Raw genomic sequence first — 26266 nt, 5'->3', positions numbered from 1 at the left:
GTTGCCGGAGACCTGCCGTCAGCGCACCACGGTGACCGGCACGTGGGCACGTGCCAGCACGTTGCCGGAGACCGAGCCCAGCAGCCATCGCGCCAGTGCGCCGCGTTCGGTGTGTCCGATCACGATGTGATCGATGCCGTGCTGTTCGACCTGGCTGAGCAGCACGTCGCCGGGGCTGCCATAGACCAGCTCCACGTCGACCATGTCGCTCGCATCGGGAACCACGGCGGCCAGTTCCTGCAGCAGCTCCTGCGCCCGTCGGGTGCCGGAGTCGGCCATCATCAGCGCCGACACGTCGGTGCCGCCTTCGGTCACCTGCAGCACCGACACCACGCGAACCCGGCCACCGGAGCAGCGCGCCAGATCGATCGCGAACTGGAACGCGCGTTGTGACACTTCCGAACCGTCGTAACCCACCAGCGAGTGCTTGACCATCATTTCCCTTCGCGACTGCGCGGCCATCAGGCCGTTGCCTTGGAGTCTAGGAGCGTGGGGAGTGGAAACCAAGCGACGGATGCCGCCTGCTGTGCCTGGCCGTCCACGCCCGCCGCCGAAAGCTGAACGGCTGGTCATTCGTCTGCACGTCTCTGTCACGCCGCCCTGCACAGGATTCATTCCACCCGCATCCACGACCGCCGTGCTGTCCAGGTTGGCCGCGGGAAGCGCATCAACTGTTGTTCCGCACACTCGAAGGAGAGACATCATGATCAAGCGTACTTTTGGAATGGCTGCCCTGGTAATGGCCTGCGCGGGTGCGATGACCGTGCTGCCGACGAGCTCCGCGCAGGCTGCTGAGGCGAGTGTGAAATGCGATCTGGTCTACAACCTGTCGGGCTGGTCGCTGATCTACAAGCACGCCGAAGGCACCGGCATGGTCACCTGCAGCAACGGCCAGAGCGCCAAGGTGAAGATCGCCGTGGTCGGCGGCGGCCTGACCGCCGGCAAGTACCACATCGACAACGGCAAGGGCGAGATCACCAAGGTGCACGGCATCGCCGATGTCTTCGGCGACTATGCACAGGCCGGCGCCGAAGCGGGCGTGGTCAAGAGCTCGACGGCGCAGGTGCTGACCAAGGGCACCACGTCGCTGGCCCTGGCCGGCACCGGCGAGGGCGTGAACCTGGGCATTTCGGTGGGCAAGTTCACCATCAGCCAGCTCTGATCAGGGCAGCTCTGATCACGGCCACGGCCTGATCCGGAAGGGCGCCATGGGCGCCCTTCCTTTTTCCGTGCGCGTAAACTGCAGCGATTGCGCACACCCGATCGGAGGCCCTGTCATGCGTCGTCTTGCTGCCCTGTTTGCGTTGACCCTGATGCTCGCCATGAGCGGAGCGGCTTTCGCCGCCACGCCCCAGGTGGGCGAGGCTGCACCGGCGTTCCGTTTGCAGGATCAGAACGGCCACTGGCTCGCGCCGGATGATTTTCGCGGTGGCTGGCTGGTCATGTACTTCTACCCGAAGGACTTCACCCCCGGCTGCACCACCGAGGTCTGCATGTTCCGCGACGACATCGCCAAGCTGCGCCAGGCCGGCGCCAAGGTCGTCGGCGTGAGCCTGGACGATGTGAAATCGCATGCGGCCTTCGCCGAGAAGTACCACGTGCCCTTCCCGCTGCTGGCCGACGAGGATCGCCAGGTCGCCACGCGTTACGGCGTGCTCACCTCGCGCATGGGTCTGCACTATGCGAAGCGGACCACCTTCCTGATCGATCCGCAGGGGCGCATCGCCAGGGTCTATGTCGATGTCGATCCGGAGAAGAACTCGGCCCAGGTGCTGGCCGACCTGGCCAGCCTGAAGGCGACGCGCTGATGGCGCTGGCACCGAACCCCGCCAGCGCGGCGAACCGGCGTTTCGCGCCCTGGGCGATCGGCCCCTGGGTCCTGCTGTTGCTGGCCGCGATCGGCTTCGTGCAATACCTGCGGCATGCCGAGTACCTCTATCTCGGCGTGGCCGTCGCGGTCATCGTGGTCTGCGCCGGCTGCATCCTGCGCCAGGCCTGGTCGCGGTCGGCGATGCAGGTGCTGGCGCTGCTGCTGGCGGCGTGGTCGCTGGTGACCGCGGTGCTGATGCTGCAGCAATCGGGTGACTTCGAGATCGCCCGCCAGCACGCCCGGGCGCAACCGCAGCTCGGCGAGATGGCGCTGTGGATGATCGCGCGGGCGCAACGCACTTGGCAGGTCGGCATCGCGCTGAAGCTGGCGGCCATTCCCGCGCTGCTGTGGCTGGCCTGGCAACTGGGGCGGCCGGCCGTGCGCGCGCAATTCCGCTCGCGTCGGCCCTGACGGTCGGTGATACTGCAGCCGGGCACTTGCGCGGATTCGCTTCGGGGGAAGGGATGAAGAACTGGCTGGCGGGATTGTGCTGTCTGTTGCTTTGCGGCGTGGCATTCGCGTCGGGCCCGGGCGGCGTACGCAAGCGGGTCCAGGCGAGCATGCTGCTCACCGGGACGATCGTGGTGGCGCCTGACGGCAGCGTGCGCAGTTACGCCATCGATCGCGCCGACCAGGTCGAGCCCGCGGCGATGAGCCTGGTCAACCGCAGTATTCCTGCATGGAAGTTCGAACCCGTGCTGCTCGCCGGCAAGCCGGTGGCGGCCAAGGCAACGATGAGCCTGCGGGTGGTTGCCAAACCGATCGGCGATGGCAACTACTCACTGGCCATCAGCGGCACGCATTTCGGCCAGGAAGCACCCGGTCAACATGTCACCTACCAGAATCGCGTGCCGCCCACCTATCCGCCGCAGGCCATCAAGGGGCGCGTGACCGGTACGGTTTACCTGGTCCTGCGAGTGGGGCGGCAGGGGCAGGTCGAGGATGCCGAGGCCGAACAGGTCAATCTGGCCGTGATCGCCAGCGACCGGGACATGGTGCAATGGCGCAATGTGCTTGCGAAGTCCGCGCTGGCGGCCGCCAGGAAGTGGACTTTCCATACGCCGACCTCGGGCGAATATGTCAATGCGCCGTACTGGATTGCACGCGTGCCGGTTGCCTACCATCTGAAAACTCTCGACGAGCCCGAAGTCGATACCTACGGGAAATGGCAGGCGTACGTCCCCGGGCCGAAGGAGCTGGTGCCGTGGATCGATAGCCAGCGCCTGCTGTCCGGCAGCGCCGATGCACTGCCGGGCGACGGCATCTATCAGCTTGATCGGAATGGACTGCAGCTGCTCACGCCACTGAGCGGCGCCTGACTCCGTCGGGCAGATTTCCGACGAATCGTGCCGGTCAGTTGCCTGGCACGGTTTGCGGCACCGGTATTCCAAGGGCTCACAGGGGAACACGGATGAAGCGATTTCTGATCGGGCTGTCCTGCGCTTTGCTGTCGGTCGCCGCGCTGGCTACCGGCCCGACCGCACTGCGCAAGCGGATGCAGGCGAGCATGCTGCTCACCGGAACGATCGTGGTGGCACCGGACGGCAGCGTCCGCAGCCATATCATCGATCAGGTGGAGAAAGTGCCGCCGGATGTCATCAGCCTGGTCGAGGGAAACGTGCGGCAGTGGAAGTTCGAACCCGTTCTGGTGAACGGCGCGCCGGTGGCGGCCGAGGCGAAGATGAGCTTTCGCGTCGTTGCCAGGCCGGTGGGTGACGACAAATTCTCCATCGGCATCAATGGCGCCCAGTTTGGCCAGGGCAATCCGGGTGAGTCGATCAGCTTCAGGAACAGGGTCAATCCGATCTATCCGACTGTGGCGGCCCAGGCTCGCGTGTCAGGAACGGTCTATCTGCTCCTGCGCGTAGGGCGGCAGGGGCAAGTTCTGGACGTCGTTGCCGAGCAGGTCAACATGGGCGTGCTGGACAGCGAGTTTCAGCTGCAAAGATGGCGACCAGTCCTTGCGAAGGCCGCCACCAGCGCCGCCAAACGATGGACCTTCAACCTGCCGACATCCGGGGCGGCGGTCGATGACGATGAATGGTTTGCCAGGGTGCCGGTCAACTTCGGTAGCGGCCCACCCACCGCTGATGACTATGGCAAATGGGAGACCTACATACCGGGGCCGCGGCAACCGATCTCCTGGTTTGACAAGGAGCAGCGGATCTCGTCCAGCGCGGATGCCGCCCCGGATGGCGCCATCACCCAGGCCGATCGGGGGCTGCATCTGCTGACTCCGCTGGACGGCGCCTGAGGGTAGTGAGGGATGAGTGAAGCGAGCCGTGAGCGTCACGCTTCACTTCCGCGCGCCATGTTCAGCGAGGGTTGCTGCGCGGGCAGCTATCGCTTGACGCACTGTTCTCCGGAAATCCGCCGATGCCTACGCGTGCGTTTCGAATCTTCGCCGTTCTGTTGCTGCTGTCGGGAGCGTGTTCGCTGCACGCGCAGGACCTGGCGGCGACCTGCCATGCCAGCAGCAGTTACGACGTCACCCTGAAGCCGGACAGCCTGTTGTTCGACCGGCCCGCGCCGGCGCCGTTCCATGTCGAGTTGCAGCAGGGCGCCCTGCGCACCGATGGCGTCAGCGTGAGCTTGAACGCGGAGAACCAGGACCGGCTGACGCTGTTCGAACGCGAGCTGCGCGAGCTGGCGCCGCGCGTGCGCACGGTGGCCCGCAACGGGGTCGACATCGCGGCACAGGCCCTGCGCAGCGAGTCCGACGGCATGGGCCTGGGCGCCGATACCCGGGCCGAGTTCCAGCGTCGGCTGGACGCCCACGCGGCGGAGCTGAAACGGCGCATCTCGGTCAGCCAGAGCACGCGCGACTGGCAGGGCGATGCCGCCAACCAGGCGATGAACCAGATCGCCGGCGACCTGTTGCCGCTGCTGGCGGCCGACCTGGGTCAGCAGGCGATCAACGCGGCGCTGTCCGGTGACCTGCAGGCCGCCGCCACGCTGCGTGATCGCGCGGCCGACCTGGCTACCGACCTCCAGCCACGATTGCAGGCGCGGTTGCAGGTATTGCGTCCGCAGGTCGAGGCGCTGTGTCCGGCGATCCGCCGGCTTGCCTCGTTGCAGCAGGGCGTGCGCGGCAGCAATGGCCAGCCGCTGAACCTGCTGCAGGTCGGGCAATGACACCCGCGCACCGGGCGCGTGTTTGCATGGTCCGCGTGCCAGCGGGCATAGTCGGAAGCCCCGCCACTGCCTGATGGAAGGATCATGCCGGCCAGCGCCAGCGATGTCCTCGAATTCTGGTTCGCCGAGGCGAACGCCGCGCACTGGTTTGCCGCCAGCGCCGACTTCGACGGGTGGATACGCGAGCAATTCGGCGGCGCCGTGCAGGATGCCGCGAACGGACGGCTGGACGGCTGGGCGGCCACGCCGTCCGGCTGGCTCGCGCTGCTGATCCTGCTCGATCAGTTTCCCCGCAACCTGTATCGCCATGACCCGCGCGCCTGGGCGACCGATCCGGCGGCGCAGCGCGTCGCGTTGTCGGGGCTGTCCCGTGGTGATGACCGCCAACTTCCCGCCATCCGGCGCGTGTTCGCCTACCTGCCGCTGGAACACGCGGAAGATCCCGCATTGCAGCGGCGTTCGGTCGAATTGTTCGAGGCGCTGAGGACCGACGCACCGCCCGGCGAGGTCTCCCGCTTCGATGATTTTCTGGACTATGCTCGACGCCATCGCGACGTGATCGAGCGCTTCGGCCGCTTTCCCCATCGCAACGCCGTGCTTGGCCGGGCCGATACACCGGAGGAAGCGATCTACCTGGCGCAGCCCGGCGCCGGATTCTGAAACCCGGGTTCCTCGGAGGCATGACCATGCGCACACTCATCCTTTCCCTGCTGCTCGCGTTCAGCGCGGCTGCGCAAGCCGGACAAACCCTGCGCATCGGCCAGCACGTATTGACGGTCGGTGACACCGCTACCCGCGCGATAACCCTGCTCGGCACGCCCGGCTACAAGGAGCCGGTGGAGAACAAGTTCGGCGCCCGGGTGGGCGAGCGCTGGCAATACGCCCGCGACGATGGCCATGTGGTCGTGCTAACCATCGTCGACGGCAAGGTCGGCGATATCGACGATCGCCGCGAATAGGTACCCGGAAATCCATTCAACCGACCAGGGAGCAGGTCATGCGTATTCGTCTAGTCATTGCGTTGTTCGCCTTCAGTGCCGCGGTGCAGGCATCCAGCACCTTGCGCGTCGGCAACCAGGTGCTGGTTGCCGGCGACAGCCGCGAGCGGGTGGTGGATTTGCTGGGCAAGCCCAGTTCGAAGTCGCATGCGCACAAGTCGCGCAGTCACGGCAGTCGTCGCGGCGGCGTGCGAGTGGTGGACCGCAACGAAGGTGGCGAGCAATGGCGCTACCGGCGCGACGGGCATGCCACCGTGGTGACCCTTGTTGACGGCAAGGTCACCGACATTCAGGACGACCGGCTCTGACATCGTCGGGCACGGCGTTCGGGAAATATCGATCATCACTTCGCCACGTGCGTGTCACGCAGTTTTTTCGGCGGTTTGCTAGGCTGGCGAGGTTTTCCGCCTGAGCCGAAGCGATGCACGATTTCCTCGACAACCTGCTGGGCCAGGCGCTGTCCGCCAGCGTGATCCATGCCGGACTGAACCTGCTGTTCGCCTTGCTGATCCTGCTGGTCGGCACCTGGGTGGCGGCGCGCATGGCCAACTTCAGCCGCCGCGCGCTGCAGCGGGCGAATGTGGACGACACCCTCAGCGGCTTCCTGCGCAACGTGATCTACGGCGTGCTGGTGGCGATGCTGATCGTGATGGCGCTGACCCGCGCCGGCGTGCCGTCGGCACCGCTGGTCGCGGCGCTGGGCGCGGGCGGACTGGCGATCGGGCTGGCCTTGCAGGGTTCGCTGAGCAACCTGGCCTGGGGCGTCTTGCTGGTGATCTTCCGGCCGTTCCGGGTCGGCGATTTCGTCACCGCCGGCGGGCTCGACGGCACGGTGCAGAGCATCAACCTGATGCACACCCTGCTGCTGTTGCCGGACGGGCGCGAGGCGGTGGTGCCGAACGGCAAGGTCGGCGGCGATGCCATCGTCAACCATAACCGGCGCGGCACGCGGCGGCTCGAGTTGAAGCTGGGCATTGGCTACAAGGACGATATCGGCGCGGCGATGGCCGAGATCCGTCGCCTGTTCGCAGCCGACGCGCGCATCCTCAAGGACCCCGCGCCCGGCGTGTGGACGGTCGGCCTGGGCGAGAACGTGGTCGACCTGGTGATCCGCGCCTGGACCAGCTCGGCCGACTCGTGGGACGTGCAGACCGACCTGCTGCGCGCGATCCGCGAGCATTTCGAGGCGGCCGGCATCAGCCTTCCCGCACCGCGCCGCGAACTGGTCATCACCCACGGTGACGTGTCGGACGCGGCGCCGCGCCAGCCATGACGCGGCCTCACCGATGCGTGGCGCGGGCAGCTATTCCAGCGTGATGCCCCGCCGGTTGTCGGTGGACACCTTGTCGATCAGCTCGTTGTAGGGATCGACGCCGGCCAGCGCGGGCTTGCCGTCGACCACCACGGTGATCGTGCTGTCGCCGTCCTTCAGCAGGCGCTTCTCCAGGTACAGCGGCTTGCCGTCCCGGCCGCCGCCGGGCGAGGCCGCGAACACGCCGATCTCGATCGGGATGTCCGGCTTCGCCGCGGTTTCCTTGCCGGTGCCGTCCAGGTAGACCTTGCCGGCGTGCAGCTTCAGGGTCACTTCGTACTTCCCGTTGGCCAGTTTCTTCGCCCGGGCATCGGTGAGCCGGTTGTCGAACAGGGTGATCTTCCAGAAGAAGTCGTCCAGCAGCGACTTCCACTGCGGCCCGGCCACCTGGTCCAGCGCGTCCATGAACTCCTGCGAGGTGGTGTAGGGCGGCTGCTGGAAGCCCTTGTCGAGCAGGAACTGCTTCAGCATGCCGTTGAGCTTCGCTTCGCCCAGGTAGTCCTGCAGCGCGTAGAAGATCAGCGAACCCTTGCGGTAGTGGATGTACGGCTGGTTCTCCACCTTCGCCAGCGGCTCCTCGGCCAGCTTCTCGGTGGCGCGGCCGACCAGGTAGGCATCCAGTTCGTACTTCAGGAACTTGTGCATCTGGTCGGCGCCGTACTTGTGCTTCATCACCATCAGCGACGAGTACTGCGCCAGCGACTCGCTGAGCATGGTGGAGCCCTGCATGTTCGCGCCGATCACCCGGTGCGCCCACCATTGATGGGCCACTTCGTGGGCAGTGACGTCGTAGACGTAGTCGATCTTCGACTTGTCGCGCAGGTCGGCGATGAAGCCGATCGATTCGGAGAACGGGATGGTGTTGGCGAACGACTGGGCGAACGCGGCGTAGCCGGGGAACTCCAGGATGCGCAGCTGCTTGAACTGGTACGGCGTGTAGTTGGCGTCGTAGTAGTCCAGCGAGTCCTTCGCGCTCTCGATCATCCGGTCCACGTTCCAGGCATGTGCCGGGTTGTAGTAGACCGAGATGTCCACGCCCTTCCACCGCACGTGCTTCACCGAGTAGCGCGCCGACAGGTAGGCGAAGAAGTTCAGCATCGGCCGCTGCATGGTGTAATGGAAGTAGTGCCGGCCATTGGCCGTCCATTCCTTCTGCAGCGTGCCCGGCGCCAGCGCGATCTGGTCGGCGGCGGTGGAGACGGTGGTGTCGAAGTCGATCCAGTCCGCGTCGTTGTTGATGTAGTTGTTGGCGCGGGCCTTCTCGTCACCCAGCTTCGGCATCCGCGGCACCTCGGCGGACAGGCCGTACTTGCGTCGGTCGTTGCGATCGGAGAGCTGGTACTGGGTCTGGTAGCCGAACTGCGGCAGCATGCCGCTGTTGAAGAAGCTGCCGTTGTGCACCAGGAAGGTGGCGCCGGTGTCGTTGGTGAAGCCCTTCGGCGCGTATGCCAGGCTGAAGTCGAAATCCATCGACGCGCCCGGCGCCAGCGGCGTCTTCAGCCGGTACACGGTGAAGCCCAGGTCCTTGTCCTCGCTGACCGTGTCGTGCGGGGCGAACTGCAGCGACTTCACGGTGAACTCGTCGGTGAAGTTCACGTACAGCTCGCTGATCGGCGCGGTGAATTTGTTGACCAGGGTGTAGTGGGCGCGGATGTCCAGCCTGCGCTGGTAGGGGTGGATGTCCACATCGGCCTTCACCGCGGTGATGCGGGGCTGCGGAGCATCCTTGTACTTCGCGTACTTCTTCTCGTAGTCCGCGCGCTGCACCGTCTTCGCGGTGCTGTTGCGGTAGGTGTTGAGCACGTTGGTGTTGTAGTAGATCCACGCGCCGCTGCCGATGAAGCCGAGCGACGCGATGACCAGCACTAGCAGCGCCGGGGCATGCAGTCGTGCCCGTGCCTCGCGCAGGCGGTCGCGCCACGCGTCGTCGGTGCCACGCGCCCAGAACAGCGCGGCCACTACCAGCATGACCACCGCCAGGCAGGCCCAGTAGCCGTCGAACCACAGTGCGCCGGTGAGGAAGTGGCCGAAGCCGTTCATGTCCGAATACGGCACGGTGGGACCGCTGCCGTAGTTGTACAGGTTGTGGTCCCAGTGCAGCAGGCCGAAGCCGATCGAGCTGGCCGCCACCCACAGGATGGTCAGCAGGTAGCCCAGGAACTTGTTGTTGGACATCACCTGCAGGAACAGCGCCAGCACCGCGATCAGCACGAACGGGATCGCGTTCAGCGCCAGCATGCCCAGGTACAGGCCCGGCTCCAGGTGCGTGTAGCCGTGTGCCAGCTGCCAGCCGATGCCGACCACCGCGCCGATCAGCAGCATCAGCACGATGATGGTCAGCAGCGCGCCGAACTTCGCCAGCAGCGGTACCCAGTCCGGCACCGGGAAGGCGTCGGTGACTTCGGCGGAGTGCTGACCACGCTCGCGCCAGACCAGTTCGCCGGCATAGAAGATCACGATGATGATCAGGGGCAGGCTGAAGCTGCCATTGATCGCGGTGAGCACCTGATGCGTCACTGGCCATACCGGCGTGCCATAGATCAGCCCCGACGAAACCAGCGACACCAGCATCAGCACCAGCGACAGCGCCAGCAGCACCAGCAGGGCCACGCCGCGCACCACGCCAAGCGTGTCGAACAGGAACTGGGCGCGCAGCTGCTGCAGGTGGATACGCCAGCCGTGGCCAATGCTCACCCGGGGCAGGGTCAGCGCGGCGCCGCTGGCTGGCGGGCGCAGCATCGGCGGTTCGGCGCGCTTCTTGCGGCGCGGCAGCTGCAGTCCCTCGCGGTTCGGGCGGAACAGCCAGTAGGCCGCCACGAACAGCACGACCGCCACGCCGATCCACAGCAGGCGGTTGAACAGCAGCACCCCGTCCAGCGCGGGCAGTAGGTGGTTGCTCTGCTCCGACGACCAGTAGCGGGTGACGATGCCCAGCGTGCGGCCGCCGAACGGGTCCAGCATCGCGGCGATGGTGTGGCTGTCGATGTCCCGGCTGAGGTAGCCGGTGACGCCCGACAGCACGAAATACGCGATCACCCCGATATACGTGGCCAGCAGCGAACGGGTGGTGGTCGCCAGCAGGAACAGCAGGGCGGCGATGAACAGCATGTTCGGGATCACCATCACGCCCAGCGACCAGGCGTAGCCGTACCAGCTGGCCGGGCCCAGACGCGCCGCGTCGATCCACGGCATCGCTGCGCCCAGTGCCAGCCCCAGCGCGCACACCAGCATGATCGCCAGCGCCGCCAGGTAGCCCGCGGCGAAGCGGCCGCCCAGGTAGGCGCCGCGGCTCATCGGCGTGCTGAAGATCAGTTCCGAGGTGCGATGGTCGAAGTCACGCAGGGCCGCACCGGCCACGAAGATGGTGACCAGCAAAATGCTGAACAGGGTGAGCGCGCCCAGCAGGCGCACGATCACCAGCGGCGCGTTGCGCAGCACATTGCCGCTGGCACCGCCGATGATCACCATGTCGGTACTGGAAAAAGCGAACGCCAGCGCGCCGAACGCGGCGGCGACGATCCAGAACAGCGGCGCCTTCAACTGCTGGCGCAACTCGAAGCGGAGTATTTCGAAGAACATGGGTGATCCTGGCTGCTGCAGGAGCGCCGTGTGCGCGATGTCTTCCATCGGAAGAACGGACATCGCGCGCGGGTGCGCCCCTGCGGATTCGGGGCGCCTTCAGGCGGCCTTGGCGGTGGCCTGCGCCCGCAGGCGGCCGAAATAGACGTCCTCCAGGTCCGGTGCGACCGCTTCGAAGCCTTCCTCCGGCTTCGCGTCGGCCAGCACGTGCAGCAGGGTGCGGCCGCCGGCGAGGCGGGTGGACAGGATGTTCATGCGGGCGCGATAGCCGTCCAGTTCGGCCTTGTCGATGCTGCGCCGCCAGACCCGGCCCTCCAGCGAACGGATCGCCTCGCCCGGTTCGCCGGTCAGCAGCACCTGGCCCTGGCCGATGATCGCCATGCGCGAGCACAGGTCGGTGACGTCCTCCACGATGTGGGTGGACAGGATCACCACCATCCGCTCGCCCAGCTCGGCCAGCAGGTTGAGGAAGCGGTTGCGTTCCTCCGGGTCCAGTCCGGCGGTGGGTTCGTCGACGATGATCAGGCGGGGCTCGCCGATCAGCGCCTGGGCGATGCCGAAGCGCTGGCGCATGCCGCCGGAGTAGGTGCCCAGCTTGCGCTTGCGCACGTCCCACAGGTTGACCTGGCGCAGCAGCGCCTCGACCAGCTCGCGCCGCTCGCCCTTCGCGGTGACGCCCTTGAGCACGGCGAAGTGGTCCAGCATCGCCTCGGCCGAGACCTTGGGATACACGCCGAACTCCTGCGGCAGATAGCCCAGCAGGCGCCGCGTGGCCTGCTTGTCGGCCAGCAGGTCCATCTCGTCCAGCCTGATCGTGCCCTCGTCCGGGTCCTGCAGCGTGGCGATCGTGCGCATCAGCGACGACTTGCCGGCGCCATTGGGGCCAAGCAGGCCGAACATGCCGCCGGGAATGTCGAGCGACACCCCGCGCAGCGCCCGGACGCCGTTGGCATAGGTCTTGGACAGGTCACGTATCGTCAGCATGGGTTCCTTCCGGTGCCGCGTTGTGCGGCGTGGACATGGGCTCAGGTTAGGCTACGCAACCGCACGGCGCGTCCGCTCAAGGTCATGGATACGCGGGCGCATGGTGGGGTGCGAAGGCCCGAAGTTACACGATTCGGCATACGCAAGGCATGACCCTTCGCTATGATTGACGTCTTGTATGCAGCCGCCATCCCCGAGCGGCGCGCCATCGCCAGCAGGAGTCAACATGGCCGACCTCAAAGAAGCCCGCGTTCCCGACATCGGCCATGCCGACGTCCCCGTCATCGAAGTGCTGGTGAAGGTCGGCGACCGGGTCGAGAAGGAACAAAGCCTGATCACGCTGGAGTCGGACAAGGCCACGATGGAAGTTCCCTCGCCGTTTGCCGGCGTGGTGAAGGAGATGAAGCTCAAGGTGGGCGACGAGGTTTCCGAGGGCGCGGTGATTGCCTTGATTGAAGCCGACGGCGCAGCCGTCTCGCCGTCCCCCTCTCCCGTATCGGGAGACGACCGCAAGGATGCGGGAGGTAGAGCAATGCAGGGAGCGATTGCCGAGGGCAGGGGTGAGGGAGCCCAGGCCCCTTCAAATTCCCCAGCGCCCGCTCCGGCTCCCGCCCCCGCTCAGCCGACCCCCGCGCCGGTAGCCGGCCAGGGCGTGCAGCCGGGCATCGCGCCCGAGGGCGACGTGGCGCCGCAGGTGCGTCCGCCGGTCGATGCGCGCGTGGTGATGCCTGGCGACGCGCCGTATGCCAGCCCGGCGATCCGTGCGTTCGCGCGCGAGCTGGGCGTGGACATCCAGCAGGTCAAGGGCAGCGGCCGTGGCGGGCGCATCCAGCGCGACGATGTCAGCGCCTACGTCAAGCACGCGCTGGCCTCCGGCGCGCGTCCGTCGACGGGCGCCTCGGCTTCGGTCGGCGGCCTCAGCCTGCTGCCGTGGCCCAAGGTCGACTTCGCCAAGTTCGGCGAGATCGAGGAGAAGCCGCTCACGCGCATCCAGAAGATCTCCGGCGCGAACCTGGCGCGCAACTGGGCGATGATCCCGCACGTCACCCAGCACGAGGACGCCGACATCACCGAGATGGAGGCGTTCCGCAAGCAGCTCGGCGCCGAGAACAAGGACCTGAAGATCAGCCCGCTGGTGTTCCAGATCAAGGCGGTGGTGGCGGCGCTGAAGGCGTTCCCGCAGTTCAACGCCTCGCTGGACGAGTCGGGCGAGAAGCTGATCCTCAAGAAGTATTTCCACATCGGCATCGCGGTGGACACGCCCGACGGCCTGGTGGTGCCGGTGATCCGCGACTGCGACAAGAAGGGCCTGCTCGACCTGGCCCGCGAACTGGGCGAGATCTCGAAGAAGGCGCGCGACAAGAAGCTTGGCCCGGCCGAGATGTCCGGCGGCTGCTTCTCGATCAGCTCGCTCGGCGGCATCGGCGGCACCTATTTCACGCCGATCGTCAACGCGCCGGAGGTGGCCATCCTGGGCGTCTCCAAGTCGGCGGTGAAGCCGGTGTGGAACGGCAAGGAATTCGCGCCGCGCACGATGCTGCCGCTGTCGCTCTCGTACGACCACCGGGTGATCGACGGCGCGCTCGCCGCGCGCTTCGCATCGTTCCTGGCCAACCAGCTCGGCGACATCCGCCGGCTGCTGCTCTGACCGGAGGCGATGACCATGGCGAACACGATCGAGATCAAGGTTCCCGACATCGGCGGCCACGACAACGTGCCGGTGATCGAGGTGCTGGTGAAGGCCGGCGACACGGTGGCGAAGGAACAGAGCCTGATCACGCTGGAGTCGGACAAGGCGACCATGGAGATTCCTTCCAGCGCCGCTGGTGTGATCAAGGAAGTGAAGTTGAAGGTGGGGGATGAGGTTTCCGAAGGGGCGGTGATTGCCGTATTGGAAACCGACGGCGCAGCCGTCTCGCCGTCCCCCTCTCCCGCTCCGGGAGAGGGCAGGGGTGAGGGTGCGGGATCGCCGGGCAGCTCCAACGAAGAAGCGACCAGGAGCAGCCAGCCCCCCGCAAGCCCCGTCCCCTCACCTCAATCCTCTCCCCGGGGGGGAGAGGAGGCGAAGGTGCCGCAAGCGGCAGCTTTATCTGGAAAGAAGCCGGACATCGAATGCAAGCTGGTCGTGCTCGGCTCCGGTCCCGGCGGCTACTCGGCCGCGTTCCGCGCTGCCGACCTCGGCGTCGACACCGTGCTGGTCGAACGCTACGACAGCCTGGGCGGCGTCTGCCTCAACGTGGGCTGCATCCCCTCCAAGGCATTGCTGCATGCCGCGGCGGTGATCGATGAAGCCGCGGCGATGTCCGCGCACGGCGTCAGCTTCGGCGCGCCAAAGATCGACCTCGACAAGCTGCGCAGCTTCAAGACCAGGGTGGTCGGCCAGCTCACCGGCGGCCTCGCCGGCATGGCCAAGGCGCGCAAGGTCCGCACCGTGACGGGCACCGGCATGTTTGTCTCGCCGAACGAAATGGAAGTCCAGACGGCCGAAGGCACGAAGCTGATCCGCTTCGAGAACGCGATCATCGCGGCCGGTTCGCAGTCGGTGAAGCTGCCGGCGTTCCCATGGGACGACGAGCGCGTGGTGGACTCCACCGGCGCGCTGGAACTGAAAGACGTGCCGAAGAACCTGCTGGTCGTCGGCGGCGGCATCATCGGCCTGGAGATGGCCACCGTGTATTCGGCGCTGGGCAGCGCGGTGACCGTGGTCGAATTCATGGACCAGCTGATCCCGGGCGCGGACGCCGACCTGATCAAGCCGCTGGCCAAACGCCTGGGCGGCAAGCTCAAGGGCGTGCACCTGAAGACCAAGGTGGTCAGCGCCAAGGCCACGAAGAAAGGCATCGAGGTCGGCTACGAAGGCGACAGCATTCCCGAGACCACGCTGTTCGACCGCGTGCTGGTCGCGGTGGGCCGCTCGCCGAACGGCGGCAAGATCGGCGCGGACAAGGCCGGCGTCGCGGTGACCGAGCGCGGCTTCATCAACGTCGACACGCAGATGCGCACCAACGTGCCGCACATCTACGCCATCGGCGACCTGGTCGGCCAGCCGATGCTGGCGCACAAGGCCACCCACGAAGCGCACGTCGCAGCGCAAGTGGTAGCGGGTCAGAAAAGTCATTTCGACGCGCGGGTGATCCCGTCGGTCGCCTATACCGATCCGGAAATCGCCTGGGTCGGCGTGACCGAGCGCGAGGCGAAGGAGAAGGGACTGAAAGTCGGCGTGGGCAAGTTCCCGTGGGCGGCCTCGGGCCGCGCCATCGGCATCGACCGTACCGAGGGTTTCACCAAGCTGATCTTCGACGAGGAAACCCATCGCATCGTGGGCGCCGGGATCGTCGGCGTACACGCGGGCGACCTGATTTCCGAGCTGGCACTGGCGATCGAGATGGGCAGTGAAGCGGCCGACATCGCGCTCACCATCCACCCGCATCCGACCCTGGGTGAATCGGTGGGCATGGCCGCGGAAGTCTACGAAGGCACCATCACCGACCTGTACCTGCCGAAGAAGAAATGAGGTTGCTCATGTCAAGGATGACGCTGTCTTGCCTCATGGTTGCGGCCTTGCTGTTGCCCGCCACTGGGCGTGCCGATGATGATGCAGACCTGTTGAAGGCTTGTCCGGGCCTGGCTGGCTGGGCGGCCATGCATCCGCACGTCGACGAAGCGAATGCGCGGGAGGATGCCGGTCGTCGCGTCACCGATCCGGCACTGCGTCGGGAGCTGGCAGCGCGGGGCGAGGCCGACCAGCGTGCGCGTGATACGGCGCTGGCGGCCGGCATGCGTGACCCGGTGGCGAACAAGGCGATGCTTGTGGTGGATGCGGACAACCTCACATGGTTGAAAGCTGTCGTGGCAAGACAAGGTTTTCCGACGCCGGAGGCCGTGGGTGCGCAAGGTGTCGCCAACGCCTGGTTGCTGGTGCAGCATGCCGACCGCGATCCGGCCTTCCAGGCGGCGGTGCTGAAAACGCTGGAGTCGCGCCTGGCGGTGAGCGGTGTGCGCAAGGCCGACGTGGCCATGCTCACGGACCGCGTGTTGCTTGCGCAGGGAAAGCCCCAGCGTTACGGCTCGCAGTTCAAGCCGTCACAGGACGGCAGTCCGGTATCCGAGCCCACCGAGGACATGGCGCATGTCGATCAACGCCGCGCCAGCATGGACCTGATGCCACTGGCCGACTATCAATGCATGCTGCACTTCTCCTACGCACCCGCGCAGGCGACGGACGCTCGTGCGCAGCAGGCGCGGGATGTCGGCACGGATCGGCAGCGCTGATTGGCACGGGGCGCGGTGGGAATGGATGCAGAAGAGCCCGGGCATGCCCGGGCTCTTTATCTTTCACGACCGCGGATCGCTTACTTGGCCGACGGCTGCGGATGCTCAGCCCGGAACTGCTTCCACTGGGCGCGGCGGGCCTGTGCCTGGGCCTTGAGCGTGGCTGCCTGCGCCTGTTGCGCCGGGGTCAGCACCGCGTAGATCTGCGCCCGCAGGTTGGCCATCTGCTGCACCCGCTGCTGGGTGGCCTGGCCTTCGGCCTGGGCCAGCCGGGAAGCGGCGGCCTGGTAGCCGACCTGGTTCGGCGTCATCGATTCGAAGGCGCTGCGCTGTTGCCGCAAGGCATCGCGCGAGGACTTGTTCTGCTCGCGGCTGCTGCGGATGATCTGCTTGACGCTGGCCTTCTGCGCGTCGCTGAGATTCAGCTTGCCCAGCATCATCATCTGGCCGTGGCCGCGATGATGGTGGCGCCCATGGCCGAAGTCGCCATGTCCTGCGCCGCCAGCGGGCGCGGCCAGTGCGACGGAGCTGCCGATGGCCAGTGCCGAGGCCAGGGCCAGGCCGAGGAGGGTGTTCTTGCGCATGACGTGTACCTCTGTGGTGGGGAGTTTGTACGCCATCATTTGACGACACCGCTGCGTATATGTTCTTTGCGGACAGGTAAAGATCGGTAAAGAACGTGGTGTCCGGCCCGGGCCACCGTATTGAATGAGCCATGCAGACTCCGAACCCCTCCCGCATCCTGATTGTCGACGACGACCGCGCGCTGTGCCGGCTGCTGGCCGAATACCTGCAGCGCGAGGGCTTCGTGGTGGACGTCGCGCACGACGGCGACGCCGCGCTGGCCCGCCTGCGCAATACCGCCGAGCGGCCCGACCTGTTGATCCTCGACGTGATGATGCCCGGCCGCGACGGCCTGGAAACCCTGCGCGAGCTGCGCATGCAGCACCGCCTGCCGGTGATCATGCTGTCCGCGCGGGGAGAGCCGGTGGACCGGGTGATCGGGCTGGAGCTGGGCGCCGACGATTACCTGGCCAAGCCCTGCCTGCCGCGCGAGCTGCTGGCGCGCGTGCGCGCGCAACTGCGCCGCAACGCGCCGCCGGTGTCCGGCACGGTGCAGGTGGGCAACCTGCAGCTGTTTCCGGGCGAGCGCCGGGCCCAGGTCGGCGAGCAGGACCTGGTGCTTACCGGCGCCGAATTCCTGTTGCTGCTGGGGCTGGCGCAGCGCGCCGGTGAACTGGTCGACAAGGCCAGCCTGACCCGCCAGGCGCTGGGCCGCGAGATCGAGCGCTTCGACCGCAGCATCGATGTCCACGTCAGCCGCCTGCGGCACAAGCTGGCCGATGCATCGCCGGATGCGCCAAGGATCGATGCGGTGCGCGGCTCCGGCTACGTGCTGGTGGCGGCCGCGCCATGAAGCCGATGCGCACCTCGCTGTACTGGCGATTGCTGGTCTGGTTCTGCGTGGCCAACCTGCTGGTGCTGGCGCTGGGCGGCCTGTTAGCCCGCCGCTTCATCGAGTTCACCACCAGCATCGAAATCAACTGGGCGGCGCTCGCGCAGGACGCCGACCAAGCCTACGAAAGCGGTGGTCGCGATGCACTCGCTGCGTGGGTGGCGCAGCAGCGTCAGCAGGGCGTGGAGGCCACCCTGTTCGAGCACGGCGAAATGCTCTACCCGATCCGCCTGGGCGCATCGGTGCGTTCACTGCTGCCCGCGTTGTTGTCGTCCGATCGCAGCGTGGTGATGCAGCCGCGGCCTAGTTTCTACGTCGCCGTCCAGCAGGTCGTCGGCGACGACGGCCACGCCCGCCAGCTGCTGGCGATGAGCCGCTCGCACGTGCGCCTGCGGCCGCAGACCCGCGAGAAGATCTATCTGGCCATGCAGCTGGCTCTGTCGCTGCTGTTCATCGGCCTGGTCGGCTGGTGGGTGGCGCGCAGCGTGGCGCGTCCGGTCGAGGCCTTGCGCCGGGCGACCCGACGCATGGCCGAAGGCGAACTGTCGGCGCGGGTCGGCCGCCAGGGTGGGCTGGCACACGACGAACTGGCCCAGTTGGCCGGCGACTTCGACGTGATGGCCGGACGGATCGAGGCACTGGTCGCGCACGACCGCGGCGTGCTGCAGGATCTGTCGCACGAGCTGCGCTCGCCGCTGGCGCGATTGCAGCTGATCCTCGACCTGGCCCGCCGCGGCGGCGACAGCGAGGAGGGCCCCGCCTACTTCGCCCAGGCCGAACAGGAGATCGCCCGGCTCGACCGGATGCTGGGCGAGATGCTGGCGCTGTCGCGGATGGAAGGCGGCTTGCCCGGCATGGAACGCGAGCCGCTGGAGCTCGCCGAGGTGGTGCATGAGGGCGTGGAGCAGTCGCGTCTGGAAGCGGATGCGCAGCAGGTCGAACTGCAGCTGTCCCGCGCCGACTCCGCGCAAGTTTCCGGCAACGCCATGCTGCTGGAGCGCGCGCTGGCCAACCTGCTCGCCAACGCGATCAAGTTCAGCCCGGCAGGTGGCCGGGTCGAGGTGACCCTGCGTGTTGACTCGTCGTTTGCCGAGATCAGCGTGCGCGATCACGGGCCGGGTGTGCCGGCGGACGAACTGGCGCTGCTGTTTCGGCCGTTCTTCCGTGGCAGCAATGCGGCGCGGGCGGAGGGGCATGGCCTTGGATTGGCGATCGTGCAGCGGGTGGTGCAGGTGCATGGGGGCACGATCGAGGTGGGCAACGCCGAGGGTGGTGGGTTGGAGGTGAGGTTGCGGTTGCCGCTGGCGTGAAGGGGTTTGTCTTGGTCGGCTGATGCGGGCAAGGTGTTTTCGCTGACGGAGGCTCCGGCATCCATGCCGATGCCCCCTGCGCGGCTTGTCGACCCTGCCTCGCCGCTGCAGAGGGACCCCGGGTAGAGCGGCGGGCCATCGTGGCCCGCACTCGGTACGCAACCGCTGCGCGGTCGCGAACGCCGAAGGGCGAAAACCGAAGCGAAGAGCGAAGAGCCGAGGCACAAAGCCTGCTGTCGGCAGGGCTTGCGGCGGACGTGAGCGTGCAACAGCACAAGTCGATCGTCTGATGCTTGCAGCGCAGCTCCCGGCCTTTCTCCCTCCCCTGCTTGCAGGGGAGGGCTGGGGTGGGGTTCGCTCCTGATCTTCTCTTTGACTCCTCGCCCCTTGCCGACACTTCATATGCAAGGTCACCCCCGGCCGTCCGACCCGCTCAAGTCACTCTGCAAGCCACTGCCAAACCGAACGATCTGCCCGCTTGACGGGCTCACTTCGAAAGCTAAACATCGAATGCATGTACCCGATACGGGTCCATTAAGCTTCAGGCCATATAGGTAGACGATGAGCCAGCAAAGACACTGCCCGTACTGCGAGAAACCATTCTCCATCGGGTATCTTGAGTTATGCACGTTGCCTCTGTGGCCAAATTTCATGAGATGGCGTGGCAGGTGTATCCACTGTGATTGTGCCTTGCAAGCATCAGCCCTTTGGGAAATTTTGACCGGGATCGTGTCAACTGCTGCTCTAGTTGCTGCTTTCGTACTTTTCGTACCTGTACATCCGAGGCCATCAAACTCGCTGGTCTGGGCATATGCAGTTTTAGCTTTGCCGGCTCTTTATTTTCTTAATGGATTAATTAGATATATGACGATTTCGTATCCGAAACTTTCGTAGCATCGGCTAATCGTTCAAGGCGGATGGCTTCGCCGCCGCTTAACCCCATGGTCATTCTTCATATGGGTGTTCACGCGAATTTGAAAGCGTCGCCAGTACTGGTCTTTATCGTGTTGGCGGTCATGGTGTTGCTGACTACGTCCTGTAGTGGCCACTACACCAGAACACCCGCTCCTCAAAGTGTGGAGCGTGACGCTGCTTACATGTACAGCGCATTCCTCGATAGCTGGAGCGAAGGCGGCAAATATACGGTCAACGTGTACAAGGCCGCGCAGCTGAGTACGCAGGATCCAGGCGACTTTACGGAATGTGCGCAGAAACTCGGTGAGCCCGCCACACAATGGGGTGAGTCTTACTCGTTTAGGAATCTTCGCAGCGTCATTGGCGAGCTTCCATACGTCCGCTTCATCCGTTCAACCGACCTGCGCGCGTTGGGCCGCGAGCGGTCTGCTGCCGAAGCTGCAACCAAGACGGCAATTATCCAGGCCGGGTTTGCCCATAGCGTCGTCACACTTTCGGCCATCACATTCAACAAGCAGCACACGCTGGCCATGTTCCGCTTCTCGTCTGTCTGCGGAAGCCTTTGTGGCTACGGGCATGTTGTCGCCTTCAAGCGCACCCCCAACGGCTGGGTGCTCCAAAAGAAAAGCGCTGCATGCGGGGCTTGGATGTCGTGAGTAGTCCGGCGCCTGACAGTTCGCTGCAACCGAGCGCCAAGCCGTTATGCGATTCGTCGGCAGCTGAGCTCATGCATTAGGAGTCGGAACAGAATGTTGGCTCTCGAAAGTCCTTTCTGGTCTGAGCTTCGGCATGCGTACGGAGCCGCGACAGATATCCCTGCATTGCTGAGCCAGCTCACTGGTTACCCGAGCGAGGCATCCGGCCAGGACGAGCCATGGTTCACGTTGTGGAGTTCTCTCTGCCATCAAGGCGATGTTTACTCCGCGTCCTTCGCAGCCGTCCCTCACATTGTGCAGGCGCTGGCTGCAAACGCTTCCCGTGCCTCTGTCAGCTACTTCCTGTTGCCGGCAAGCATCGAGGTGGCGCGTGCATCAATCAACGCGGTCGTCCCCCCATCGTTGTCCGTCGCCTACTTTGCAGCGCTCGCTCAAGTTCCAGCGCTTTCAGCGGCGGCCGCGCGGACGGACTGGGACGAATCGTTGTGCACTTCAGCTCTCGCGGCGACCGCCGCTGCCACTGGCAACCATCAAACTGCCCGACTATTGTTGGAGACGGAGCAGAGCGATATTCCGGAAGTCATCAGTTGGCTTCAGTCGCGCTGACTCTCACTCGTTCAAGGCGGACGACTTCGCCGTCTAATTCCGGCGTTAACTATAGGGGGAGTGAATGGGTCAGCTGAAACGTTGCCCGTATTGCGGAATGCCAATTACAGTTCGCTACCCGGATTTCTGTACTCTGCCCACCTTCCAGCCTGGTCGATGGTCGGGGAGGTGCTCTCATTGCAATTGCCAATTGGAAGCATCAAACAATTGGGAGGCTCTGACCGGCATCGCATCATTGGTTGTTTTTGGCGTTGTTTTGAGTTTGGTCATGCCAAATTATCCGGACGCCCCAAAGATGCTTGCATGGATATGTGCGATTCCTGCCGTAGGCTTTCTCTATTTTCTCAACGGCTTGATTCGCTATCTAATGTTTTCCCGTGCCAAGCTGTCGTGACATATGGCTAATATCTCGTTCGAGGCGGGGGCTTCGCCCCCGTCGCTGCACCGATCAAGCGCACCGCCTCAGGGTTAGAACGCACCTGTCTGGACAGCCCAGTCCGGCCAGAAGGAATCATCAAGCAAAGCCCGGGTCAGCGTGAACTTTCGAGTGTTCCCGCCGGATCGAAAATGGACGTCCAAAGCCAGAACAAGTCACTCGAAAGTGCCGGTAAACCTCAGCGTCGACGTTGCACAGGCCCCGATGGACTGGCCCAGTCCCGGCGGTGCGGTCGGTGGCCGCATCGCTGGATCCGGCGGGGGCGGGTTTACCTCCCGCATTGACTAAGTGAACCTGACCTCGTTCTTCGTTTTCACCTGCGACTCGGGCAAGCCTTTGACGAATTTGTCGAGCGCGGCGGCCAGTTCCGGCGAAGGATTCGTCAAGACCCTGGTGTCCGATCCAGCGCCTTGCGCGGCCAATTCCTTGTCGATCATGGCGCGCAATTCGGGTGTGATCGCACCTTGCGCATCGATGGTCGTGGTGGTGATGTTCAGCGGTGCGTCGGTCAACACCGTGCTGTTGAACCAGCTCGGCGAGTCTTCTTCGATCTTGACCACGTCGAGATCCCGGTTGAAACGCTTGATCCACTCGCCGCCAACGCCCAGTGCGACGGCGTAAGCCCGGTAGGTTCCGAGTAGCTCCGGTTGGTTCCTTATGCGCTCGCTCAGGCCGAGCTTGCGGTTCTCGGTCACGCTCAGATACCAGCGAAAGTTGCGCAAATGCCGCAGCAAGCGGGCGGTACGCGGAGTCGGCACTTCGATCCAGTGCCAGAACGCGAAGTTCATGGCCACGAGGGCGAGCAACACGATAACCGCCGGATAACCATGCAGCAGCACGAAGCCGCTGCAGAAAAGGATGGCCATGCCCCCGAAGATGACAGTGTTGGGTGCCATTCCACCGATGGTGCGCATCTCGCGATTGCGCCAGGCCTCGCCGATCTTCATGCCGACCACGCCGAGCCCGACGCCCAGGACGAGCAAGATGAAAAGCTGAACTCGCGTGTCAGCATTGCTGCCGGCGAGCAGCCACACCGCCAACAAACTGAGCGCCATGCCCGGCAGCATGATCTTGCGATTGAGCTGGACCATGGATGTGCCGCAGATCGCCGTCAGCGAGGATTGCAGTGCTTTGGTGGCGGCGTGCGCACGCCATTGCTGGCTGGGATGCAGTCGCAGCGTGTCGCCGTTCTGGAACAATGCGGCGCGAAAGCGACGTTCGTCTGGTGTCAAGGCAGCGATCGTTTTGTCGTCGCCGATTTTGCTCACGACATGCACGCCATCGACCTGGTCCATGCGCAGGCCACCTTTCGCCGCGATGCCGAGCAGTCCGGCACTGAAGCAGGTGCGGTCATAACCGCTGATGTACACATAGCGCGCCATCGCGGCCGAACAATTGTCTGGCGGCCTGTACTCGGCAACCGGCGGGCCCTTGCGCGGGTCGCGCCCGAAGCCATACCAGGCAAGGAGGTAATACAGCAACGCAAGTCCCGCCATCAACAGTCCATGGCGCAGGCCACCGACCACCTTGATCCAGCCGATGCGCTCGGCGACGCCCGGCGCCGCGACGATGCCCTTGGGAAATTCCAGCGTCACAGCCATGACCGCGTTCGGCTTGAAAGGTGCGTCCATCGCGTACGTGACGCCGTCGTCCCGCACGCTCGTCGTCATCGCTTGTTTTTCGATGCCGTTGAATCGGCTGGCCTGAGCCATGGCCACGAGGCCGGATTTGCCAGGACTGGCAGGCAAGGTGATGTCCACGCTGGCGTTGGCGAAGTCATATGCGTACGGCGTGCCGGCGATATCCCAGGCGCTTCTGTCGACCGTCCAACCCAGGCCGTCGTGATCGGCCCTGAACGCGATTCGATCGTGCACGCGATAGTGCAGGGAATAGGTATGCTCGCCGGCCGCCACCGGTGCTTGCTCATCGCCGAGAAACAGGCGCGTGCCGCCTTTGATCGCCTCGGTATGCCAAGGCACCGGGTTGCCGTCGATCTGCACGTCGAGAATTTCCCTTTGCGCGAGGGATGTGCCTCCGTACAAGTCGCGACACTTGGCCGGCAGGTCGCGATGCGTGCCGTAGTGGATCAGGTCTCTGTCCACTCGCATCGTCAGCGTTTCGGTAACGTCGAGATCGGAATTGGCGGCGATTCGGATGTCGGTGTGGTAATCGAGCAACTGTTCGCCGTAGTCATAGCCATCGGCCCGCGCCGATCTGCTGGTCGACACCAGCGCTGCCAGCAGCAGGATCGCGCAGATGGCGATGCGGTTCATGTCAGCTTGCCGTCCGGTCGAGTCGAACTTGCGGATTGGCGCGGGCATCGTCTTCGGCCGCGAAGAATTCAGCCGGATCGAAGCCGAGCCGACCGGCAATCAGCAGCGCGGGGAAGCGTTCCAGCGCCGTGTTGTACTGCCGCACCGAGCCGTTGTAGAAGCGCCGCGCGTACTGCAACATGTTCTCTGTTTCGACCAATTGGGTCGAGAGCTGGCGAAAGTTTTCGCCGGCCTTGAGGTCGGGATAGGCTTCGCCAACCGCGATCAGCTGACCCAGGTCCTTGCCCAGTGCCATTTCCGGTTCGCTGCGCCTGGCGGGCGAGGCGCGAAGTTGACAGGCGCGACGTTCCGCACCGACGCGTTCGAACAGGGCGCTCTCGTGGCTGGCGTAACCCTTCACGACTTCTACCAGCATCGGCACCAGATCGTGACGGCGCGCAAGTTGCACATCGACATCGCTCCAGGCCACGCGCACTTGATTGCGCATTCGCACCAGGGCGTTGAACAGCCAGACGACGGCGACGATCAGCAGCAGCGCGATGACCACGAAGCGGGTATTCAATGGCAGGTTCCCCGAATTGGCGAATGCAAGCGACAGCAGCATGCAGGCTGCGAGTCTACCGTGTCCCCGCGACGATTCGCCAAGCAACAGCGGGGCGCCTCAGGGTCAGAGCGCACTTGTCTGGCTAGCTCGCTTCGGCCAGAAGGAATCATTCAAGGGTGCGCTCTCATCCTGCGGGTTCGAACCTGCGAAGACCAACGCGAATCGGCTCAATGCAGTCGCAGGCTCAGCATCTTTCCGGCGAGCCACAGCGCGGCCAGGGAGAAGCCGATGAACAGTGCCAGCTTGCCGTAGCCAGACAGTTTCAGTTGCCTCACCAGTTCCTCTGTCGGCTGGGACGAGAGAATGAACGGCCGGTGGCCGGGCGGGCACGAGATGATTCCGGTTTCCGGGGTGACCGTCGGTTGGACGGCGTTCGCCGCTGCCTGGATATGCGCCGCGTCGCGCGCACGGTTCCACTCGCTCATGTCGATGACGCCGTCGCCGTTCGCATCGAACCGTGTCAGCAGTGACGCCTGGTTGTTCTTCCATTCGGCGAGGATCGCCGCGGTGTCGACTTCCACGGCCGAAGGCAGGCTTTGTGCCGAATGATTGGTGTGCAGGCCGGCGACGTAAAGCGGTTCACCTTCAGTCATGCGCGTTTCGGTGTGGCGGTACTGGCCGCCAGGCATGTCCATCTCGGGTGGACAGTCGATCCGGTAGTCCGTGCCTTGCCAGCGATCGCGCTTGACGGCGTGCACTTTTGCGCCGGCCGGGTCGATCATCATCTGGCCGGTGCCGTCGTCGAGCAACAAGGGCGTGCGGCTGGTTCTTCTCGCGATGACGACCCACTGCCAGTTGTCGCGCTTCTCGACGGTATGACACCACCAGGTGCACGAACGCCCGGTCATGGGGGCGATCAGCGGATGGCCCGGCACCGCCATTTGCCGACCGGCAAGCGCGACATAACCCTGGGCGACGGAGCGACATCGTGATATCGCCAGGCCTTCGATCAGTCGACGTGCCGACAGCGAGCGGTACCAGCCGATGAAGCCGTAGCCAGCGGGGGCGACGAATACGGCAAGGCCAGTGAGGAACAGCGGAATTTTCGTCACCATCGACGGAAGGTCTCTTGTCTGCGCATCGAAGAAACAACCGGGTCGGGTCGATGCAAGCCGGTCAGCCGAGCAGCACTCGCAGCTCGGGCACCGTGCGTTTGGCTTCGCGGAAATGCAGCAGTTTTCCCGGTTTGAACTTGAACAGGGATGCGATGAAGCGATCCGGGAATTGATCGATGCGCACGTTGAGGCTGTTGACGCAGTCGTTGTAGAACTCGCGGCGGTCGGCGATGGCGTCTTCGAGCCGGCTGATGCGCGCCTGGAGATTCAGGAACGTCCGGTTGGCTTTCAGGTCGGGGTACTTCTCGGCCACCGCGAAGAGGTCACCAAGACCGTTGCGCAGCTGCTGCTCGGCGGGCCCGAGCTCATCGATGCTGGCGTGCTCGCGTGCATCGGAGACGGCGGCGCGCGCCTGCGTCACCTTCAGCAGGGTCTGTTGTTCGTAGAGCATGTACTGCTTGCACGTTTCCACCAGGTTCGGCAGCTCGTCATGCCGTTGCATCAGCAGCACGTCGATGTTCGCCCAGGCCTTGGCGACATTGTTCTTGAGCTGCACCAGGTTGTTGTAGATCACGACCACGTAGACCGCGACCACGATGAAAGCCAGCAGAAACAGGTGTCCCTTGATGCTCATCGGATATCCGTGAATTTTCCCCGCAACGATCATACTCGACGCGAATGCCCGGCCGGACTCGCCGGAAGGACACCAGGCTGATGTTTGCAGCACCGGCATGCCCAGGGAATTGAAGCATCCACGCGTAGCTTGCGCGATGTACTGCGTGCTGCGGCCCAGGCTCTCTCTTGC

The 26266-nt window shown here is 65.0% G+C and carries 25 protein-coding genes; 17 read left to right on the top strand and 8 right to left on the bottom strand.

Annotated elements, in window-relative coordinates:
* Positions 1 to 18: 18 nt before the first annotated feature.
* Positions 19 to 435 carry a universal stress protein gene (locus AC3A56_RS06880; protein WP_056714247.1) on the bottom strand — a complete coding sequence of 139 codons (417 nt, stop codon included), beginning with the start codon at positions 433 to 435 and terminating at the stop codon, positions 19 to 21.
* 268 nt (positions 436 to 703) lie between these two features.
* Here AC3A56_RS06880 and AC3A56_RS06875 point away from each other — a divergent pair, with 268 nt between their 5' ends.
* The 10 genes from AC3A56_RS06875 (at position 704) to AC3A56_RS06830 (ending at position 7276) form a co-directional block, all read left to right on the top strand.
* Entirely contained in the window at positions 704 to 1162 is a 459-nt protein-coding gene (locus AC3A56_RS06875; protein ID WP_056714215.1) for a hypothetical protein, read from the top strand.
* Between the two features lie 115 nt (positions 1163 to 1277).
* On the top strand, positions 1278 to 1808 hold the full coding sequence (locus AC3A56_RS06870) for a peroxiredoxin (RefSeq protein ID WP_056763618.1): 531 nt from the start codon (positions 1278 to 1280) through the stop codon (positions 1806 to 1808).
* Complete coding sequence (locus AC3A56_RS06865) at positions 1808 to 2281, top strand: hypothetical protein (protein ID WP_487769788.1); 474 nt, start codon at positions 1808 to 1810, stop codon at positions 2279 to 2281. The genes AC3A56_RS06870 and AC3A56_RS06865 overlap by 1 nt, the downstream gene beginning before the upstream one ends.
* Before the next feature lie 53 nt (positions 2282 to 2334).
* Positions 2335 to 3189 carry an energy transducer TonB gene (locus tag AC3A56_RS06860; protein ID WP_487769787.1) on the top strand — a complete coding sequence of 285 codons (855 nt, stop codon included), beginning with the start codon at positions 2335 to 2337 and terminating at the stop codon, positions 3187 to 3189.
* 92 nt (positions 3190 to 3281) lie between these two features.
* Complete coding sequence (locus AC3A56_RS06855; protein ID WP_056763623.1) at positions 3282 to 4124, top strand: energy transducer TonB; 843 nt, start codon at positions 3282 to 3284, stop codon at positions 4122 to 4124.
* A 122-nt stretch (positions 4125 to 4246) separates the two neighbouring features.
* On the top strand, positions 4247 to 5005 hold the full coding sequence (locus AC3A56_RS06850) for a DUF2884 family protein (protein ID WP_487769786.1): 759 nt from the start codon (positions 4247 to 4249) through the stop codon (positions 5003 to 5005).
* A gap of 84 nt (positions 5006 to 5089) precedes the next feature.
* Complete coding sequence (locus AC3A56_RS06845) at positions 5090 to 5665, top strand: DUF924 family protein (RefSeq protein ID WP_487769785.1); 576 nt, start codon at positions 5090 to 5092, stop codon at positions 5663 to 5665.
* A 26-nt stretch (positions 5666 to 5691) separates the two neighbouring features.
* Positions 5692 to 5964 carry a DUF2845 domain-containing protein gene (locus AC3A56_RS06840; protein WP_487769784.1) on the top strand — a complete coding sequence of 91 codons (273 nt, stop codon included), beginning with the start codon at positions 5692 to 5694 and terminating at the stop codon, positions 5962 to 5964.
* 38 nt (positions 5965 to 6002) lie between these two features.
* On the top strand, positions 6003 to 6311 hold the full coding sequence (locus AC3A56_RS06835) for a DUF2845 domain-containing protein (RefSeq protein ID WP_056763634.1): 309 nt from the start codon (positions 6003 to 6005) through the stop codon (positions 6309 to 6311).
* Between the two features lie 113 nt (positions 6312 to 6424).
* A complete protein-coding gene (locus AC3A56_RS06830) occupies positions 6425 to 7276 on the top strand; it encodes a mechanosensitive ion channel family protein (protein ID WP_487769783.1) in 852 nt (283 codons plus the stop codon).
* Between the two features lie 30 nt (positions 7277 to 7306).
* On the opposite strand, the gene AC3A56_RS06825 is transcribed toward AC3A56_RS06830, so the two are convergent.
* Both AC3A56_RS06825 and AC3A56_RS06820 read right to left on the bottom strand, forming a co-directional pair.
* Positions 7307 to 10894 (bottom strand): ABC transporter permease/M1 family aminopeptidase, encoded by a 3588-nt coding sequence (locus tag AC3A56_RS06825; protein WP_487769782.1) that lies wholly within the window; start codon positions 10892 to 10894, stop codon positions 7307 to 7309.
* A 99-nt stretch (positions 10895 to 10993) separates the two neighbouring features.
* A complete protein-coding gene (locus AC3A56_RS06820) occupies positions 10994 to 11878 on the bottom strand; it encodes an ABC transporter ATP-binding protein (protein WP_487769781.1) in 885 nt (294 codons plus the stop codon).
* Positions 11879 to 12104: 226 nt separating this feature from the next.
* Between AC3A56_RS06820 and aceF the strand changes: the two genes are divergently transcribed.
* From aceF to AC3A56_RS06805, 3 genes are all read left to right on the top strand, one after another.
* Positions 12105 to 13526 (top strand): dihydrolipoyllysine-residue acetyltransferase, encoded by a 1422-nt coding sequence (gene aceF / locus AC3A56_RS06815; RefSeq protein ID WP_487769780.1) that lies wholly within the window; start codon positions 12105 to 12107, stop codon positions 13524 to 13526.
* 15 nt (positions 13527 to 13541) lie between these two features.
* Entirely contained in the window at positions 13542 to 15392 is a 1851-nt protein-coding gene (gene lpdA, locus AC3A56_RS06810; protein WP_487769779.1) for a dihydrolipoyl dehydrogenase, read from the top strand.
* A 128-nt stretch (positions 15393 to 15520) separates the two neighbouring features.
* Positions 15521 to 16150, top strand: coding sequence for a DUF6624 domain-containing protein (locus AC3A56_RS06805; RefSeq protein ID WP_487769778.1), 630 nt, complete (start codon positions 15521 to 15523; stop codon positions 16148 to 16150).
* Positions 16151 to 16230: 80 nt separating this feature from the next.
* Here the strand turns inward: AC3A56_RS06805 and AC3A56_RS06800 are convergent, their stop codons facing one another.
* Complete coding sequence (locus AC3A56_RS06800) at positions 16231 to 16734, bottom strand: Spy/CpxP family protein refolding chaperone (RefSeq protein ID WP_487769777.1); 504 nt, start codon at positions 16732 to 16734, stop codon at positions 16231 to 16233.
* Positions 16735 to 16865: 131 nt separating this feature from the next.
* Between AC3A56_RS06800 and AC3A56_RS06795 the strand changes: the two genes are divergently transcribed.
* The 4 genes from AC3A56_RS06795 to AC3A56_RS06780 all read left to right on the top strand — a co-directional run bounded on the left by AC3A56_RS06795 (position 16866) and on the right by AC3A56_RS06780 (position 21093).
* Positions 16866 to 17567 (top strand): response regulator transcription factor, encoded by a 702-nt coding sequence (locus AC3A56_RS06795; RefSeq protein ID WP_056713636.1) that lies wholly within the window; start codon positions 16866 to 16868, stop codon positions 17565 to 17567.
* Entirely contained in the window at positions 17564 to 18916 is a 1353-nt protein-coding gene (locus tag AC3A56_RS06790; protein WP_487769776.1) for a sensor histidine kinase, read from the top strand. Before AC3A56_RS06795 ends, AC3A56_RS06790 begins: the two co-directional genes overlap by 4 nt.
* A gap of 917 nt (positions 18917 to 19833) precedes the next feature.
* Positions 19834 to 20487, top strand: a complete 654-nt coding sequence (locus AC3A56_RS06785) for a hypothetical protein (RefSeq protein WP_487769775.1) — start codon at positions 19834 to 19836, stop codon at positions 20485 to 20487.
* A 93-nt stretch (positions 20488 to 20580) separates the two neighbouring features.
* On the top strand, positions 20581 to 21093 hold the full coding sequence (locus tag AC3A56_RS06780; RefSeq protein WP_487769774.1) for a hypothetical protein: 513 nt from the start codon (positions 20581 to 20583) through the stop codon (positions 21091 to 21093).
* Between the two features lie 720 nt (positions 21094 to 21813).
* Here AC3A56_RS06780 and AC3A56_RS06775 read toward each other — a convergent pair.
* The 4 genes from AC3A56_RS06775 to AC3A56_RS06760 form a co-directional block, all read right to left on the bottom strand.
* Entirely contained in the window at positions 21814 to 23802 is a 1989-nt protein-coding gene (locus AC3A56_RS06775) for a DUF2207 family protein (RefSeq protein ID WP_487769773.1), read from the bottom strand.
* 1 nt (position 23803) lies between these two features.
* A complete protein-coding gene (locus AC3A56_RS06770) occupies positions 23804 to 24406 on the bottom strand; it encodes a LemA family protein (protein WP_487769772.1) in 603 nt (200 codons plus the stop codon).
* A 167-nt stretch (positions 24407 to 24573) separates the two neighbouring features.
* The gene (locus AC3A56_RS06765; RefSeq protein WP_487769771.1) at positions 24574 to 25287 is read right to left on the bottom strand and encodes a hypothetical protein; all 714 of its coding nucleotides are present in this window, start codon (positions 25285 to 25287) and stop codon (positions 24574 to 24576) included.
* 235 nt (positions 25288 to 25522) lie between these two features.
* Positions 25523 to 26194 (bottom strand): LemA family protein, encoded by a 672-nt coding sequence (locus AC3A56_RS06760; protein ID WP_487769770.1) that lies wholly within the window; start codon positions 26192 to 26194, stop codon positions 25523 to 25525.
* Positions 26195 to 26266: the final 72 nt, after the last annotated feature.

This window comes from Rhodanobacter sp. Soil_C_14 (assembly GCF_057657335.1).
Note: the sequence above shows the minus strand (reverse complement) of the source record. Positions and strands in the feature narration are given on the sequence as shown.

Excerpts from the sequence above, each read along its gene's own strand:
- AC3A56_RS06880 (WP_056714247.1), bottom strand. The coding sequence starts at position 435 with ATGGTCAAGCACTCGCTGGTGGGTTACGACGGTTCGGAAGTGTCACAA.
- AC3A56_RS06875 (WP_056714215.1), top strand. The coding sequence starts at position 704 with ATGATCAAGCGTACTTTTGGAATGGCTGCCCTGGTAATGGCCTGCGCG.
- AC3A56_RS06870 (WP_056763618.1), top strand. The coding sequence starts at position 1,278 with ATGCGTCGTCTTGCTGCCCTGTTTGCGTTGACCCTGATGCTCGCCATG.
- AC3A56_RS06865 (WP_487769788.1), top strand. The coding sequence starts at position 1,808 with ATGGCGCTGGCACCGAACCCCGCCAGCGCGGCGAACCGGCGTTTCGCG.
- AC3A56_RS06860 (WP_487769787.1), top strand. The coding sequence starts at position 2,335 with ATGAAGAACTGGCTGGCGGGATTGTGCTGTCTGTTGCTTTGCGGCGTG.
- AC3A56_RS06855 (WP_056763623.1), top strand. The coding sequence starts at position 3,282 with ATGAAGCGATTTCTGATCGGGCTGTCCTGCGCTTTGCTGTCGGTCGCC.
- AC3A56_RS06850 (WP_487769786.1), top strand. The coding sequence starts at position 4,247 with ATGCCTACGCGTGCGTTTCGAATCTTCGCCGTTCTGTTGCTGCTGTCG.
- AC3A56_RS06845 (WP_487769785.1), top strand. The coding sequence starts at position 5,090 with ATGCCGGCCAGCGCCAGCGATGTCCTCGAATTCTGGTTCGCCGAGGCG.
- AC3A56_RS06840 (WP_487769784.1), top strand. The coding sequence starts at position 5,692 with ATGCGCACACTCATCCTTTCCCTGCTGCTCGCGTTCAGCGCGGCTGCG.
- AC3A56_RS06835 (WP_056763634.1), top strand. The coding sequence starts at position 6,003 with ATGCGTATTCGTCTAGTCATTGCGTTGTTCGCCTTCAGTGCCGCGGTG.
- AC3A56_RS06830 (WP_487769783.1), top strand. The coding sequence starts at position 6,425 with ATGCACGATTTCCTCGACAACCTGCTGGGCCAGGCGCTGTCCGCCAGC.
- AC3A56_RS06825 (WP_487769782.1), bottom strand. The coding sequence starts at position 10,894 with ATGTTCTTCGAAATACTCCGCTTCGAGTTGCGCCAGCAGTTGAAGGCG.
- AC3A56_RS06820 (WP_487769781.1), bottom strand. The coding sequence starts at position 11,878 with ATGCTGACGATACGTGACCTGTCCAAGACCTATGCCAACGGCGTCCGG.
- aceF (WP_487769780.1), top strand. The coding sequence starts at position 12,105 with ATGGCCGACCTCAAAGAAGCCCGCGTTCCCGACATCGGCCATGCCGAC.
- lpdA (WP_487769779.1), top strand. The coding sequence starts at position 13,542 with ATGGCGAACACGATCGAGATCAAGGTTCCCGACATCGGCGGCCACGAC.
- AC3A56_RS06805 (WP_487769778.1), top strand. The coding sequence starts at position 15,521 with ATGCATCCGCACGTCGACGAAGCGAATGCGCGGGAGGATGCCGGTCGT.
- AC3A56_RS06800 (WP_487769777.1), bottom strand. The coding sequence starts at position 16,734 with ATGCGCAAGAACACCCTCCTCGGCCTGGCCCTGGCCTCGGCACTGGCC.
- AC3A56_RS06795 (WP_056713636.1), top strand. The coding sequence starts at position 16,866 with ATGCAGACTCCGAACCCCTCCCGCATCCTGATTGTCGACGACGACCGC.
- AC3A56_RS06790 (WP_487769776.1), top strand. The coding sequence starts at position 17,564 with ATGAAGCCGATGCGCACCTCGCTGTACTGGCGATTGCTGGTCTGGTTC.
- AC3A56_RS06785 (WP_487769775.1), top strand. The coding sequence starts at position 19,834 with ATGGCTTCGCCGCCGCTTAACCCCATGGTCATTCTTCATATGGGTGTT.
- AC3A56_RS06780 (WP_487769774.1), top strand. The coding sequence starts at position 20,581 with ATGTTGGCTCTCGAAAGTCCTTTCTGGTCTGAGCTTCGGCATGCGTAC.
- AC3A56_RS06775 (WP_487769773.1), bottom strand. The coding sequence starts at position 23,802 with ATGAACCGCATCGCCATCTGCGCGATCCTGCTGCTGGCAGCGCTGGTG.
- AC3A56_RS06770 (WP_487769772.1), bottom strand. The coding sequence starts at position 24,406 with ATGCTGCTGTCGCTTGCATTCGCCAATTCGGGGAACCTGCCATTGAAT.
- AC3A56_RS06765 (WP_487769771.1), bottom strand. The coding sequence starts at position 25,287 with ATGGCGGTGCCGGGCCATCCGCTGATCGCCCCCATGACCGGGCGTTCG.
- AC3A56_RS06760 (WP_487769770.1), bottom strand. The coding sequence starts at position 26,194 with ATGCCGGTGCTGCAAACATCAGCCTGGTGTCCTTCCGGCGAGTCCGGC.